Below are 14,871 nucleotides of genomic sequence, written 5' to 3'. Positions count from 1 at the left end.
ACCCTTGTTAGGGCCCGGTTAACCCTTTCCCCGCCACATGCCCCTCGCCCGGGGCAGGGGTGCCCCAATCCCGCCGCCTTTGGCTTTCATTTGAAGCGAAGGCCACCGGTGCGGCGGGGAGCGGTGCGCCTTGAGATGTTGGTAACCATGTTCGGGGCACACTGGACGGGCAGAACGCCCCACGAACGGCAGCAAGACAAGAGGAAGAATTGGCGATGACGACGAAAACCGGTGGCCTTGCCCTCGGGCTCGCGGTAGCGACGGTCATGGCTCTGGCGCCGGCCGCCCAGGCGCAGCAGGCGACCGAGCTGGGCACCTTCAATGCATGGTCGGCCTATACGGCCTCGGACCAGAGCGGACAGATCTGCTTCATCATCGGCGAGCCGACATCCAGCGAACCGGCGGGCGCCAACCGCGACCCGATCAAGTTCCTGATCGTGCATCGCAAGGGCATGGGCTCGAAGAACGAGGTCCAGACCCAGATCGGCTATCCGTACAACGCCACCGATGCCAAGGCCTCTGCCGCCATCGATGGCAAGAGCTATGTCATGGCGGCGCGGGACTCGACGGCCTGGCTGGCGTCGAGCAGCGACGAACCGGCTTTCGTGCAGGCCTTCAAGGCCGGCAGCCAGCTTGTCGTGCGCGGCACCAGCCAGCGTGGAACCAATACGGTCGACACCTATTCCCTTTCCGGCGCCACTGCGGCGATGAACGCCATCGACGCGGCCTGCCAGTAAAGGCTTGCCGCTTCCGCCAGAACATTTGTAACTGGGCAGGGGTCCGCCGACCCGCTGCCCGGTTTGCCCAAGAGGTCCAAGTCCCCCCATGATCCGTCGTTCCGCCCTTCCGCTCGCCACGCTCCTCGTCCTGGCCGCCCTAGCGCCGGCCCAGGCCCAGTCGGCGCGGGTGCTCGGCGATTTCCGCGACTGGTCGAGCTATGCGGCCGATGACGGCGGCGGCACGGTGTGCTTTGCCATGACCAAGCCCAAGAGCACCGAGCCCACCCCGGAGGGCTATTCCGAGGGCTATGCCTACATCACCAATCGCCCGGGCGAGGATGTGGTCAACGAGTTCAACGTCGTGGCCGGCTACACATTCCAGACCGGCTCGATGGCCGTGGCCAATGTGGGCGGCCAGGAGTTCCCGCTCTTCACCCAGAGTGACGCCGCCTGGCTCGACGATGCCGGGCAGGCCGCCAATCTCGCCGCCGCCATCCGCTCCGGCTCGACCCTCGTGATCACCGGCACCTCGGCCGCCGGCACCGAAGTGGTGCAGACCTTCTCGCTTTCGGGCGCCACCGCCGCCCAGCAGGCGATCGGGGCAGAGTGCTAGGCCGCCATAGCCGTCCCTAAACACGGTGTCATCCCCGCGAAGGCGGGGACCTTTGTTTTCAGCGAAGCACAACGCCGGATGAGGGGTTCTGCCACATCTGCAGTTCCGTCCTCGGCTTGACCGGGCAATCCATTTCGCAGACGTCGAGGAGACGGCCAATCGAGCACAGCTCTCATGGCCTTCTCACTTCTGATCGCTCCACCGGAGCGATCAGCCCTTCGTGACAGTTCGAAGCTTTGCGAAATCCGCAGGTCTGTGCTAAACGCCCGCACTTCCCGCATTCCCAACGCCCCCGGTGTGCCTGCCATGAGCCACGCGCTGAACCTTGACCATTCGACCGCCACTCGTCCGGCCTCGGCCGCGCGGCCGTCGCTGATCGGGCTGTCCAAGGCCGGCCTTGCCGAAGCGCTGGTCGGTCACGGCGTGGTCTCGGAAAAGGAAGGCCGCATGCGCGCCTCCCAGCTCTGGAACTGGCTCTATGTCAACGGCGTCACTGATTTCGACCGCATGACCAATGTGGCCAAGCCGGTGCGCCAGAAGCTCTCCGACACCTTCAATCTCGATCGCCCGGAAATCGTCACCGAGCAGGTCTCGGTCGACGGCACCCGCAAGTGGCTGTTCCGCTTCCGCGACCCGCAGAACCCCAACATGCCGCCGGTCGAGGTAGAAACCGTCTATATCCCGGAAAGCGACCGCGGCACGCTCTGTGTCTCGTCGCAGGTGGGTTGCACGCTGACCTGCTCCTTCTGCCACACCGGCACGCAAAAGCTGGTGCGAAACCTGACGGCCGGCGAAATTCTGGGGCAGATCCTCATGGCGCGCGAGCGCCTCGGCGATTTCCCCGGCGGCGCGCGTCCCGATGACGGCGGCCTCGTGCCGGGTGGCGAAACCCGCGCCATCACCAATATCGTGATGATGGGCATGGGCGAGCCGCTCTACAACTATGACAACGTCAAGCAGGCCCTGCTGATCGCCTCAGCCGGCGACGGCATGTCCATCTCTAAGCGCCGCATCACCCTCTCGACCTCGGGCGTCGTGCCCTATATCGAGCCGACCGGCCGCGAGATCGACGTCATGCTGGCCATTTCGCTCCATGCCGTGCGCGACGAACTGCGCGACGTGCTGGTGCCGATCAACAAGAAGTGGCCGCTCAAGGAACTGCTCGAGGCCTGCAGGAATTATCCGGGCCTCTCCAATGCGCGCCGTATCACCTTCGAATATGTCATGCTCGACGGCATCAACGATTCTGATGCCGAAGCCCGCGAACTGGTGCGGCTCCTCGCCGGCATTCCTGCCAAGATCAACCTGATCCCGTTCAACCCCTGGCCGGGTTCGAACTACGGTACCTCGCCCTCGTCGCGCATCGAACGCTTTGCCGACATCGTCAACAAGGCGGGCTACGCCTCGCCCGTCCGCACCCCCCGCGGCCGCGATATCTTTGCGGCGTGTGGGCAGTTGAAGAGCGAGAGCGAGCGGCTGACCAAGAAAGACCGCGAGGCGCTGCTGGCGCTGTAGAGCCCAAGATATTGCCTATACTTGTTAATTTTAACGCGACGTTTGCTTGCGTTATTTTTCAGTATTTTGAAGATTGCATTCTGGAGGTTCCAGATGCCAATGTCTTACGAAGAGATTGTGAGGAAGCGAAAGTCCTTTGCGCTTCCGGGCTACAAGTCCTTGTTTGATGTTGGACTCGATGGTGACTATGTTTCTCCTCTCCAAATCAATTCGAGGAGCAGGAGTGGTCCTGTACTTGTGGCCTATAATTGGTTTGATGCGCCTTCTGCCATGCAACATGCTGCCGTATTGCGCAAATATGGCTATATGCCCGGTATTCCATTCAACGTTGTGATGGACAAAGCGTTAGCCATCGCCAAAATGTCGCGCGCGGACATCTATATGACACAGGCATTTCACCTTTTGCCCGCTGGGCGAAGTGACAGCATCTCGTTCCAAGACGTGGACGCTTCTTTCGATAGTATTACCCGGTTTGAGGTAGAGGGAAGAAAGGTTGTCGCACTTGGGGGGCAAGCGGCTCGGGCGTGCCGCCGTTTTGGTGTCAGTTGTTTGGAAGTTCCCCACCCCAGCGCGAGGATTGGGACGTACGACTATAAAGCTGAGCTAATCGCTGCAGCATTGACATAGCCGGCTGCTACTCCCCGGCAACCCATTGCAAAGCCCAGCGGCCTTGCCCGCTTTCGCCCAGCACATCCGCCAGTACCGGCAGCAGCACGCGCATCTCTTCTTCCAGTACATAGGGCGGATTGACCACCATCATGCCGGTGCCATAGAGGCGCGGCGGCTGGGATGAGGGGCGGATGGTGAGTTCGAGCCTGAGGATTTTTGGGATGCCCGTGCCCTTGAGCGCCTTCACGAAGGCCTCGACCTCTTCCATCTCCTTGATCGGATACCAATAGGCATAGGTGCCGCCGGGCCAGCGCTTCTGTGCCTTTTCGAGGCTCTGCACCATGCGTGAAAATTCTCCCTTTTCCTCAAAGGGCGGATCGACCAGTACCAGACCGCGCTTTTCCTTGGGGGGCAGGTGGGTTCCGAAAATGTCCCAGGCGTCGAGCTGGGTGACGCGGGTCTGGAAGTCGCCCGCGAAATTCTCCTTGAGCCGGTCGGCATCCATGGGATGCAGCTCGAAGGCCATCAGCCGGTCCTGCGGGCGCAGCATGTGCCGCGTGATGAACGGCGAGCCCGGATAGTAGCGCAGCTTGCCTTCCGGATTGCGGGCCCTGACGGCATCGAGATAGGGCGCCAGCAGGTCGGCGGCTTGAGCGGGAAGTTTCACGTGAATCAGCCGGCCGATGCCGTCCTGCCATTCGCCGGTCTTTTCCGCCTGGTCGCCCTGGAGATCATAGATGCCCAGGCCAGCATGGGTGTCGATCACCCGAAAGGCGGCGTCCTTCTTCATCAGGTAAGCGAGGATACGGGTGAGGATCGTGTGTTTGACCACATCGGCAAAATTGCCGGCGTGAAAGGCGTGGCGATAGTTCACGACCTGCGGCCTTCGGCAAAGAGGATGGTGGCGGCAAAAGCCAGGAATACCGCGGCAAAGCTCCAGTTCAGCGCCCGGGACACCCACTGGTTGTCGCGCAAAGTCGTCGTCAGCCATTCGGCGCACAGTACGGTGGCGATGACGACAGGCAGGGAGACGACGATGAACTCGACGCCCAGGACCAGGAGCTTGCTGGCCGCGGCCGGATCATCGGCCGAGATGAACTGGGGCAGGAAGGTCACGAAGAACAGCGCCACCTTGGGATTGGTGAGGTTGATGGCAAGGCCGGTCATGTAGCTCTGGAACAAGGTCGGCTGCCGCCCCGCGGCGCGCGTCACCAGCAGGCCTCCGCCGGATCGGATGGCCTGGATGGCGAGCCAGACCAGGTAGAGCGCGCCCACGATCTTGAGCACCCAGAAGGCGGCCGGCGCCGCCACGATCAGCACCGAAATACCGAAGGCCACCAGCGCCGTGTGCACGGCGATACCGGTGCTCGTGCCCAGCACTGCGGCAAAGCCATGGGCGCGGCCGAAGTTCATGGTGCGCGAGACGAAGAGCGCCATGTCGGGTCCCGGCGTCACGGCCAGCACGAAACCGGCAAGCGCAAAGGTGACAATGACGGATACATCGGGGATGAAGGCGGGCATGAAGGCTCCCAAGAATCTTGGCGCCGGACAATTGCACCAAAGCCCAGTCATGACTAGGGTGCGCCCGATTTCGGGCCTCCACCCCGGGCCACTCCTACCGAGATGCGAAAATGTCGAATGAAATAAGAAAAGTCGTGCTGGCCTATTCGGGCGGGCTCGATACCTCCATCATCCTCAAATGGCTGCAGGAAACCTATAATTGCGAGGTGGTGACCTTCACTGCCGATCTGGGCCAGGGCGAAGAGCTGGAGCCGGCGCGCAGGAAGGCCGAGATGTTCGGCATCAAGGACATCCGCATCGAGGACCTGCGCGAGGAATTCGTGCGCGACTTCGTGTTCCCGATGTTCCGCGCCAATACGGTCTATGAGGGCCAGTATCTGCTCGGCACCTCGATCGCGCGTCCGCTGATCGCCAAGCGTCTCGTCGAAATCGCCCAGGAAACCGGCGCCGACGCCATTTCCCATGGCGCCACCGGCAAGGGCAATGACCAGGTTCGGTTCGAATTGACCGCCAATGCGCTCGACCCGGCCATCAAGGTCATCGCCCCCTGGCGCGAGTGGGATCTGCGCTCGCGCACCCAGCTTCTCGCCTATGCCGAAGCCAACCAGATCCCGATCGCCAAGGACAAGCGCGGCGAAGCGCCGTTCTCGGTCGACGCCAACCTCCTGCACACCTCGTCCGAGGGCATGGTGCTGGAAGATCCCGGCGTGCCGGCACCGGACTATGTCGCCCAGCGCACCGTCGATCCGGAAAAGGCGCCTGACCAGGCCGAGATCATCACCATCGGCTATGAAAAGGGCGATCCGGTCTCGGTCAATGGCGTCAAGCTTTCCCCGGCCGCGCTGCTCACCAAGCTCAACGAGCTTGGCGGCAAGCATGGCGTCGGGCGCCTCGACCTCGTCGAAAACCGCTTTGTCGGCATGAAGTCGCGCGGCCTCTACGAAACCCCGGGCGGCACCATCCTGCTGGTCGCGCATCGCGGCATCGAATCGATCACGCTCGACCGCGGCGAAGCGCATCTCAAGGATGAGCTGATGCCCAAATATGCCGAGCTCATCTATAACGGCTTCTGGTTCTCGCCCGAGCGCGAGATGCTGCAGGCCCTGATCGACAAGAGCCAGCAGTATGTGTCGGGCGAAGTGACGGTGAAGCTCTACAAGGGCTCGGCTACGGTCATTGCCCGCACCTCGCCGCACTCCCTCTACAACATGGACCTCGTGACCTTCGAAGAAGGCGCGATTGCCTATGATCACAAGGATGCGGCCGGTTTCATCCGTCTCAACGGCCTGCGTCTCAAGACCTGGGCGGCCCGCAACAAGAAGTCCGGCGCCTGAATTCGCGCAAATGGGGCGGGTTGATGGCCCGCCCCCTTCACGAAATCGATTGAAACCGTCACATTTAATCCCGCGTTAAGCGCATCTCATTAGCTTTTCGCCAGCGTCGCGAGTTGGCTCTTTGGGGATGGGGTTGGATGCGGTCCGATGACGTCGGCAAAGTTGGGGAAGTTGCCGAAGCCCTGCTCCTGGATGCAGCGCTGGAAAGCATTCCCTATGGCTTTTGCGTCTGGTCGCCGCAGTTCCGTCTCCTCATGTGGAACAAGCACTATCGCGACTTCTACGGCTTTTCCGAGGACGCCATCCATCGCGGCATGACGCTCGAGGATGTGGTGCATCTCAGCGCTCGCCTCGGCAACCATGCCGGACAGAGCCCCGACCAGTTCTACGAACACTATACCAGCGAGCTGCTGGCCAATCGCGGCGGCGCGCGGCACAAGGCGCAGGAAGTGGTGGCCGGCGGCCGCATCATCGAAACCGCGCATGTCTATTCAGAAAAACTCGGCTGGGTGGTCACTCACGAGGACATTACCGACGAGATCGCCCGCTCGGAGAGCCAGCAGAAGCGCAAGCTCGAACTCGAACGGCAGAACATCCGGCTCGATGCTGCGGTCAACAATATCTCCATCGGCCTTTGCATGATGGATGCGCGCGGGCGCCTCGTCATCTGCAACGAGCCTTATGCCCGCATCTACAACCTGCCCATCAACCTCTTGAAGCCTGGCAGCCAGCTCGAGGACATCCTCGCCCATCTTTTCGACATGGGCATGTCCACCGGCGGCACCAAGGAAGAGTATATCGCCTGGCGCCGCGAGGTCATTTCGCGCCGCGAATACGGCAAGAACATCCACGAACTCAACAATCGCACCATCCTCATGCAGCACCATCCGATGAAGGATGGCGGCTGGGTCTCGACCCACGAGGACATTACCGAGCAGCGCCAGGCCGAGGCGCGCATCCAGCATCTGGCGCGCCACGACGCGCTGACCGACCTGCCCAACCGCATCGAGTTTCTGGAGCAGATGGCGCGGGCCGAAGCCGGCCTCAAGCGCGGCGAAATGGCCGCGGTGCTTTATATCGACCTCGACCACTTCAAGGCCGTCAACGATACGCTGGGCCATGCCGTGGGCGACGAGGTGATCAAGCAGGCCGCCGTGCGCCTTTGGGGCACGACGCGCGAGACCGACCTCCTGGCGCGCCTGGGCGGCGACGAATTTGCGCTGCTGTTGCGGCCGATCGACGGGGTGGATATGGCCGCCCGCGTCGCCGACCGCATCGTCAAGGCCATGCGCACGCCCATGATCATCGGCGGCCAGCGCATCGAGATCGGCGCTTCGGTCGGCATTGCCGTAGGCCCGGGCGATGGCATCACCACCGACCAGCTCGTCAAGAATGCCGACCTTGCCCTCTACAAGGCCAAGTCCGAGGGGCGCTCGACCTATCATTTCTTTGAAACCGGCATGGATGCCGAACTGCAGCAGCGCCGCTCCATCGAGGCGGGCCTGCGGCTCGCCATGCAGCGCGATGAACTGCGACTGATGTTCCAGCCTCTTCTGGGCCTCAAGGAAAACCGTGTCACCTGCGTGGAAGCGCTATTGCGCTGGGATCACGACGATCGCACCATTTCGCCGGTAGAATTCGTGCCGGTGGCCGAGGAAACCGGTCTCATCGTGCCGATCGGGGAATGGGTGCTGCACGAGGCCTGCCGCACCGCCGCCAGTTGGCCGGGCGAGGTGCGGATTGCGGTCAATCTCTCCCCGGTGCAGTTCCGGCAGAAGAATCTCGTCGCCCAGGTCAAGTCGGCCCTGCTCGAAGCCGGTCTCGAACCGACGCGGCTGGAACTCGAGATCACCGAAAGCCTGTTGCTCACCGACAATGAAAGCACCATTGCGGCGCTGCACGAGCTGCGCGGCATGGGCGTGCGCATTTCCATGGACGATTTCGGCACCGGCTATTCGTCGCTGAGCTATCTCAGGAGCTTCCCCTTCGACAAGATCAAGATCGACCGCTCCTTCATGCGCGATCTCACCACCCGCACCGATAGCCAGGCCATCATCAAGGCGGTGATCGGGCTGGGGCAGTCGCTGGGCATGTCGACCACCGCCGAGGGCATCGAGACCGAGGAACAACTGGTCATGGTGCGCGAACAGGGCGTCTCGGAAGTACAGGGCTTCCTGTTCTCGCCCCCGCTCAAGCCCAAGGCGCTGGCCAATCTGCTGCATTCGGAGGCGGCCAAGGGGCAGGCAAGCCTCAAGGCTTCCTGAGCGCGCTTGCCCGTCCGCTCTTCGCCTGACACTGTCGCTCCATGCGCACCGCCCTTTACGCTCGCCTGACCGCCATTGCCCGCCGCCATGCCGGTGCCGGCGGGGCCGAAGACATCGTGCAGGATGCCATGCTGCTGGCGGTGGAGGCCGGCCGGTTCGACCTCGCCAGTCCTGAAAATGTGCATTGGCTGGGCGGCGTCGTCCGCAATCGCGCCCGCATGGCGGCGCGCTCGGCCCGTCGCGCCGGGCGTCGCGACCAGCTTTGGCAGGAAAGCCGCGCCGCGCCCGAGCCGGGGCAGGGGGCGGGCCTTGCTGAAACCCTCGATGGCCTGCCGCCAGCGCTGCGGACCTTTGCGGCCCTGGTGCTGACCGGGCACAACCGGCGCGAGATCGCCTATCTGCTCGATCTGCCCGATACCGCCTTGCGCCAGCGCGTCACCGCCCTGCGCCGCCATCTGGTGAGCCGGGGTCTTGCCGCGCCCGGCGAACTCAGCGGCCTTTACCTCGACCTGGCCTATGGGCGCATCCGCGATTGCCTCCTCCCGGCGCTGCTGCGCCATGGCGGCGCTTTTGCCAGCCACGATCCGGATGGGCATTTATTTGTCGTGCGGCGCTCACAATCCGGCCCCTCGCGGCAATAGGTCCGTATCCAGCAAACAAAGGAGCTGCCCCATGGGCCTCAAGCCGAAAAAAGTCAGCGTGGTCTTTTATGTGAGCGACATCGCGCGCACCGAAGCCTTTTACAACCAGACCCTGGGGCTCCAGCTCGAGCGCATGGAAGGGGCCGAACCGTTCTGGCTCCAGGCCAGCATCGAAGGCGGCCCCGATCTCATCTTCTTCGAGATGGAGGGTGTGCGCGGCAATACGCCGGCCATCGTCTTCGAACTCGACGAGGGCGGCATCGACGACGTGGTCGCCGAATTGGCGCAGAAGGGCGTCAATATCGTCACGCCCGTCTCCGAGGCGCCCGGCGGCTGGAGTGCCGATTTTCTGGACCCGGATGGCTTTGGCCTGGGGCTCTGGCAATCGGGCGAGCTGCCGCGTTCGGTGAAATAGACCCCAGCCTCAGTGCTGGTCGCGATAGGTGATGAACTGATCGATCACCTTGCGGGCGCGGTCGAGACAGGTGGCCGCGCCTTCATCCAGGCTCGCCTTGGCGACCAGCAGTGTGGGATTGCCCTGGACAGTCCAGATCTTGGCCTCAAAGCCGTTTCCGTGATTGATGGCTTGGCGCACCGAAATACGGTGGTCCCGATAAATGTCTTCCACGCGGGTAAAGTCTCCACAAGCGAGTGTTGATCCTCGTTACGGGAGCTGGACAAGCGGAGTTTCGGCCGGGGCAGTGCCGATGCCGTGAATGGCGGGATCGTGAACGAAGACAAATCGACTTCGTTGCTGGAAAAATATGTTGTTCTCGACCGGTCGCGTGAACAATCGTGGCGTCGAATTGTTCCCGCGCTATATTGTCATATTTGTTGAATTCGGCGCTGCACAACTGTGCGCCGATCCGTTCCTCATCTGGTCAGACGAAACGTCAACCAACGAGGATCGACATGAGTGACCTTTCCCGTCGCCGCCTGCTCAAATGGACCGGTGCTTCCGCCAGCATCGCCGTGGCCGGCGCCATCCTGCCCAATTTCGGTATTTCCGCTGCGCTCGCCGCCGATCTCGGTGAAGGCGATATCGGCGTGCTCAACTATGCCTATGCGCTCGAGCAGCTCGAAGCCGCCTTCTATACCGCTGTCATCGACAACCCCTATGAAGGCATCAGTGCGGACGAGACCGAATGGCTCACCGACATCCGCGACCATGAGGTCGATCACCGCGACTTCCTCAAGGAAGCGCTTGGCGACGATGCCATCCCGGAACTGGAAGTCGATTTTTCCGCCGTGGATTTCACCAGCCGCGACAGCGTTCTCAATACCGCCAAGACCTTCGAGGACCTGGGCGTCGCCGCCTATAACGGCGCCGGCAAGCTGATCGAGAATGTCGACTACCTGGCAGAGGCCGGCCGCATCGTCTCGGTGGAGGCCCGCCACGCTGCCTTCATCCGCGACCTGCTGCAGCCCGACTCCGTCGCCTTTGCCGGCCCCGAAGTCGTCGACGACAACGGCCTCGACGCCGCCAAGGAGCCCGCCGACGTGCTGGCTGCGGCCGATCCGTTCATCACGTCCGACGTCACCGCCAATTCCCTGGTCTGAGGAGAACACAAATGACCAATCCCGTTCAGACCAGCCTGCTCTCCGGCATCGATCCGGAAATCACTGCCCGCCTTTCGGTGGACCGTCGCGCCTTCTTCAAGCGCAGCGTCGCTTCGCTCGGCATGCTGGCCAGCGCTCCCATGGTGCTTGCCGTCACGGCGCAGCAGGCCTTTGGCCAGTCGCTGCCGGCGGAGATCAAGGACGTGCTCAATTACGCCCTGACCCTCGAACATATCGAGGATTTCTTCTATCGCTCGGGCCTTGAGGCCGACGGCCTCATCCCGCACGAATATATGGCAATCTTCACCCATATCGGCCTGCACGAGGCCCAGCATGTGGCGCTGCTCGAAAGCGTGCTCGGCGCCGATGCCGTTGCCCGCCCCGAGATCGACGCCACGGCCGGCGGCCAATATGCCGACGTGCTGACCAATTTCGACACCTACTTAACCCTCAGCCAGACATTCGAGGACCTGGGCGTCGCCGCCTACAAGGGCCAGGCCGGCAATCTCATCGGCAATAACGACCTGTTGCAGACCGCGCTGCAGATCCATTCGGTCGAGGCGCGCCATGCTGCCATCGTGCGCAAGATCGGCGGCAAGAAGCCGTGGGACGGCGCCTATGACGAACCCATGAGCAAGGAAGACGTGCTGGCCGCAGCACAGCCCTTCCTGGCCTAGCGCCAGCACAAACCTTGCCACCAGCCGCCGCGTTCCCTGCCGGGCGTGGCGGCTTGTCATTGGCCCTGCAACCCCGCCCTGCAGATTGAAACCTTGTGAAACCGGCCCCTATCCTGTAAGAGCCGCGCAAACTGCCGGATCGCTCCCGACTTTGGCGCTGGCATATTCATACCGCATGGTCCGTCCTGACCGTCCCACCCGAGAGCACTCCCGTGGGAATGGTTTTGTGGATCGTGCCAACAAGGCTCGATTTCATGTCCCTGCGCAATATCGCCATCATCGCCCACGTTGACCACGGCAAGACCACGCTGATCGACGTTCTGCTCAAGCAGTCCGGCTCCTTCCGCGAAAACGAACGCGTCGAAGAACGCGCCATGGACAGCAATGACATCGAGCGCGAGCGCGGCATCACCATTCTGGCCAAGGTCACTTCGCTGCTCTGGAAAGACACGCGCATCAATATCGTCGACACGCCCGGCCACGCCGACTTCGGCGGTGAAGTCGAGCGCATCCTCTCCATGGTCGATGGCGTGGTGATCCTCGTCGACGCCGCCGAAGGCCCGATGCCCCAGACCAAGTTCGTGCTCGGCAAGGCGCTGAAGCAAGGCCTGCGTCCGATCGTTGCCATCAACAAGATCGACAAGTCCGACGAGCGCCACATGGAAGTGCTCGAGGAAATCTTCGATCTCTTTATCGCTCTCGATGCGTCGCCCGAGCAGCTCGACTTTCCGGTGCTCTACGGTTCGGCCAAGCAGGGCTGGATGGCGCTGGAGCCCGAAGGTCCCAAGGAAAACCTCGGACCGCTGCTCGACAAGGTCATCGAACACGTGCCCGAGCCTGCCGTGGAAGAAGGCGCCTTCCGCATGCTGGTCACCACCATCGAGCGCAACCCGTTCCTCGGGCGTATCCTCACCGGCCGCATCACCTCGGGCTCGGTCAAGGCCAACGACCCCATTCACACGCTCAACCGTGACGGCAAGGAAGTCGAAAAGGGCCGCGTTTCCAAGGTCCTGGCTTTCCGTGGCCTCGAGCGCACCCCGATCGACGTGGGCCAGGCCGGCGATATCGTCGCCATTGCCGGCCTTGTGACCTCGACCGTGGCCGACACGCTCTGCGCCACCTCGGTTACCCAACCGATCGCCGCCAAGCCGATCGATCCCCCGACCCTTTCGGTCACCTTCCGCATCAATGACGGTCCGCTGGCCGGCCGCGAAGGCGACAAGGTGCAGTCCCGCGTCATCCGCGAGCGTCTGATGCGCGAAGCCGAAGGCAATGTGGCCATCCGCGTCACCCCGGGCGACGACAATGACAGCTACGACGTGGCCGGCCGCGGCGAACTTCAGCTCGCCGTGCTCATCGAAAACATGCGCCGCGAAGGCTTCGAACTCACCATCGGTCGCCCGAAAGTGCTGTTCAAGGAAGAAGACGGCGTCACGCTCGAGCCGGTCGAAGAAGTCATCATCGACGTCGATGACGAGCATACCGGCACGGTCGTGCAGAAGCTCACCGAGCGCAAGGGCGAGCTGACCGACATGCGTCCGTCCGGCGTCGGCCGCACGCGTATACAGCTCCTGGTTCCGACCCGTTCGCTGATCGGCTACCAGCCTGAACTCCTGTCCGATACCCGCGGCACGGCGATCTTCAACCGCCTGTTCCACTCGTTCGTGCCGTACAAGGGCGAACTGCCGGGCCGTCGTACTGGCGTTTTGATCTCCAACGGCACCGGCCAGTCCGTGGCCTATGCCCTGTGGAACCTCGAAGAGCGCGGTCCGATGATGATCGACGCCGGCGTGGACGTCTATGAAGGCATGATCATCGGCGAGCATTCCCGTGAGAACGACCTCGAGGTCAATCCGCTCAAGGGCAAGCAGCTCACCAATATCCGCACCACGTCCAAGGACGAAGCGGTCCGCCTGACCACTCCGAAGAAGCTCACGCTCGAACAGAGCCTCGGCTACATTGCCGAGGACGAATATGTCGAAGTGACGCCCAAGTCGATCCGCCTCAGGAAGATCTGGCTCGATCCGAACGATCGCAAGCGCATGAGCCGCGCCGCCAAGACGGCCTGATCAGGGTCTGTTAAGCGGCCCTCGATAGTTTCGCATCGTCATTGCCCGGCTTGTCCGGGCAATCCATTTCTGGACGAGCATGGACCACCGGGACAGCCCCGGTGGTGACGCAGAACGAGAGGACAGCGACCGCATGACCGACTGGATCATCCAGATCATCACCGACCTCGGCTATGTCGGGATTTTCCTTGTCATGCTGGCGGAATCGATCTTTCCGCCCATTCCGTCCGAACTCATCATTCCCTTTGCCGGCTTTGCCGCCGCCAATGGCGATCTCAACCTTTTCGGCGTCCTCGCCACCGCCACGTTCGGCGCCGTGGTCGGCATGCTGCCCTGGTATTTCGCCGGCCGCCTCTTCGGTCTCGACCGGGTGAAGTGGCTGGCCGACCGGCATGGGCGTCTCCTCACCATGAATGCCGAGGAGATCGACATTGCCGTGGGCTATTTCCGCCGCTTCGGACCCATCATCGTGCTGTTCGGCCGGCTGATGCCGATCATCCGCACGCTGATTTCCATCCCGGCGGGCCTGGCCAAGATGCCGCTGCCGCTCTTTCTCCTCGCCTCCACTGCGGGCGCGCTGATCTGGAACACCTTTCTTACGCTGGCGGGCTATATCCTGCACGAGCACTACGAGATGATCGAAGTGGTACTCGATCCTCTGAGCTACCTCGTCCTTGCCGCCGTGGTGCTGATCTACCTCTTCCGCGTCATCACCTGGAAGCCGGCGCAGTCGCGCGGCTAGTTGCATCCTGCAAGGCGTGTTGCATTCTGCATCACCGCCTGTCGCTGCAAAATGCGAAACTTCACAATGGCTTAATCTCTGCTCCCCGATTTCCGGGGCGGACGGTCTGGCACGCTTCGTGCATTTGATGGCGTACCCGGATGAAGAGTTTCGCGTACCGGGTCCAAAGTCATCAGGGGCCTGCACCGCGTAATCTGGTGTGGGCCCCTATGCTTTACCCTTCTGTATGCCCGGCCTTGCCCCAGGGGCATGCAGCCACTAGATAATTCGGACCCTTTCACCGGAGACGCCAATGCGCGCCGTGCTCGACATCATCCTGATCCTCCTCCAGCTCTACTGGTGGGTGCTGCTCATCATGATCATCATGAGCTGGCTGATCTCGTTCAACGTCATCAATACGCGCAATCAGTTCGTCGCCATGGTGTGGCAGGTGATCAACCAGCTCACCGAGCCGGTGCTGCGGCCCATCCGCCGCTTCATGCCCAATTTCTCGGGTCTCGACCTTTCGCCGCTGGTGGCATTCCTGATCATCTTCTTCATCCAGTCGATCATCGGCTACTACATCTATCCGGCGGTGGTGCGCGCCGGCGTGTAGCGCGCTTCCGCA

Annotated in this window: 16 protein-coding genes; 13 read left to right on the top strand and 3 right to left on the bottom strand. The window is 62.5% G+C overall.

What is annotated here, in order from left to right:
• The first annotated feature begins 215 nt into the window (after positions 1-215).
• The 4 genes from JEQ47_RS17635 (at position 216) to JEQ47_RS17620 (ending at position 3,474) form a co-directional block, all read left to right on the top strand.
• Positions 216-737 (top strand): invasion associated locus B family protein, encoded by a 522-nt coding sequence (locus tag JEQ47_RS17635; RefSeq protein WP_198877730.1) that lies wholly within the window; start codon positions 216-218, stop codon positions 735-737.
• Between the two features lie 88 nt (positions 738-825).
• Positions 826-1,332 carry an invasion associated locus B family protein gene (locus tag JEQ47_RS17630; protein WP_198877729.1) on the top strand — a complete coding sequence of 169 codons (507 nt, stop codon included), beginning with the start codon at positions 826-828 and terminating at the stop codon, positions 1,330-1,332.
• A 306-nt stretch (positions 1,333-1,638) separates the two neighbouring features.
• A complete protein-coding gene (gene rlmN / locus JEQ47_RS17625) occupies positions 1,639-2,847 on the top strand; it encodes a dual-specificity RNA methyltransferase RlmN (RefSeq protein WP_198877728.1) in 1,209 nt (402 codons plus the stop codon).
• Between the two features lie 93 nt (positions 2,848-2,940).
• Complete coding sequence (locus JEQ47_RS17620) at positions 2,941-3,474, top strand: uracil-DNA glycosylase family protein (RefSeq protein WP_198877727.1); 534 nt, start codon at positions 2,941-2,943, stop codon at positions 3,472-3,474.
• Positions 3,475-3,481: 7 nt separating this feature from the next.
• Here the strand turns inward: JEQ47_RS17620 and JEQ47_RS17615 are convergent, their stop codons facing one another.
• Together JEQ47_RS17615 and JEQ47_RS17610 are read right to left on the bottom strand one after the other, a co-directional pair.
• The gene (locus tag JEQ47_RS17615) at positions 3,482-4,330 is read right to left on the bottom strand and encodes a 23S rRNA (adenine(2030)-N(6))-methyltransferase RlmJ (RefSeq protein ID WP_198877726.1); all 849 of its coding nucleotides are present in this window, start codon (positions 4,328-4,330) and stop codon (positions 3,482-3,484) included.
• Positions 4,327-4,977 (bottom strand): LysE family translocator, encoded by a 651-nt coding sequence (locus tag JEQ47_RS17610; RefSeq protein ID WP_198877725.1) that lies wholly within the window; start codon positions 4,975-4,977, stop codon positions 4,327-4,329. Before JEQ47_RS17610 ends, JEQ47_RS17615 begins: the two co-directional genes overlap by 4 nt.
• 110 nt (positions 4,978-5,087) lie before the next feature.
• On the opposite strand from JEQ47_RS17610, the gene JEQ47_RS17605 reads away from it, so the two are divergent.
• From JEQ47_RS17605 to JEQ47_RS17590, 4 genes are all read left to right on the top strand, one after another.
• The gene (locus tag JEQ47_RS17605) at positions 5,088-6,311 is read left to right on the top strand and encodes an argininosuccinate synthase (protein ID WP_198877724.1); all 1,224 of its coding nucleotides are present in this window, start codon (positions 5,088-5,090) and stop codon (positions 6,309-6,311) included.
• A gap of 137 nt (positions 6,312-6,448) precedes the next feature.
• Complete coding sequence (locus JEQ47_RS17600) at positions 6,449-8,575, top strand: putative bifunctional diguanylate cyclase/phosphodiesterase (protein WP_198877723.1); 2,127 nt, start codon at positions 6,449-6,451, stop codon at positions 8,573-8,575.
• A gap of 41 nt (positions 8,576-8,616) precedes the next feature.
• Positions 8,617-9,216: a sigma factor gene (locus JEQ47_RS17595; RefSeq protein WP_198877722.1), complete on the top strand. Its 600-nt coding sequence runs from the start codon at positions 8,617-8,619 to the stop codon at positions 9,214-9,216.
• Positions 9,217-9,247: 31 nt separating this feature from the next.
• Positions 9,248-9,631 carry a VOC family protein gene (locus tag JEQ47_RS17590; RefSeq protein ID WP_198877721.1) on the top strand — a complete coding sequence of 128 codons (384 nt, stop codon included), beginning with the start codon at positions 9,248-9,250 and terminating at the stop codon, positions 9,629-9,631.
• A 9-nt stretch (positions 9,632-9,640) separates the two neighbouring features.
• On the opposite strand, the gene JEQ47_RS17585 is transcribed toward JEQ47_RS17590, so the two are convergent.
• Positions 9,641-9,844: a hypothetical protein gene (locus JEQ47_RS17585; protein WP_198877720.1), complete on the bottom strand. Its 204-nt coding sequence runs from the start codon at positions 9,842-9,844 to the stop codon at positions 9,641-9,643.
• A gap of 284 nt (positions 9,845-10,128) precedes the next feature.
• Here JEQ47_RS17585 and JEQ47_RS17580 point away from each other — a divergent pair, with 284 nt between their 5' ends.
• From JEQ47_RS17580 to JEQ47_RS17560, 5 genes are all read left to right on the top strand, one after another.
• Positions 10,129-10,776, top strand: a complete 648-nt coding sequence (locus JEQ47_RS17580; RefSeq protein ID WP_198877719.1) for a ferritin-like domain-containing protein — start codon at positions 10,129-10,131, stop codon at positions 10,774-10,776.
• Positions 10,777-10,787: 11 nt separating this feature from the next.
• A complete protein-coding gene (locus tag JEQ47_RS17575; protein ID WP_198877718.1) occupies positions 10,788-11,453 on the top strand; it encodes a ferritin-like domain-containing protein in 666 nt (221 codons plus the stop codon).
• A 254-nt stretch (positions 11,454-11,707) separates the two neighbouring features.
• Positions 11,708-13,522: a translational GTPase TypA gene (gene typA / locus JEQ47_RS17570; RefSeq protein ID WP_198877717.1), complete on the top strand. Its 1,815-nt coding sequence runs from the start codon at positions 11,708-11,710 to the stop codon at positions 13,520-13,522.
• 133 nt (positions 13,523-13,655) lie between these two features.
• A complete protein-coding gene (locus JEQ47_RS17565) occupies positions 13,656-14,264 on the top strand; it encodes a DedA family protein (RefSeq protein ID WP_198877716.1) in 609 nt (202 codons plus the stop codon).
• Positions 14,265-14,556: 292 nt separating this feature from the next.
• A complete protein-coding gene (locus tag JEQ47_RS17560) occupies positions 14,557-14,859 on the top strand; it encodes a YggT family protein (RefSeq protein ID WP_198877715.1) in 303 nt (100 codons plus the stop codon).
• Positions 14,860-14,871: the final 12 nt, after the last annotated feature.

It is taken from the genome of Devosia sediminis, from assembly GCF_016411825.1.
Lineage (GTDB): Bacteria > Pseudomonadota > Alphaproteobacteria > Rhizobiales > Devosiaceae > Devosia > Devosia sediminis.
The sequence above is the reverse complement of the archived record's forward strand: the minus strand, read 5'-3'. Positions and strand labels throughout refer to the sequence as shown.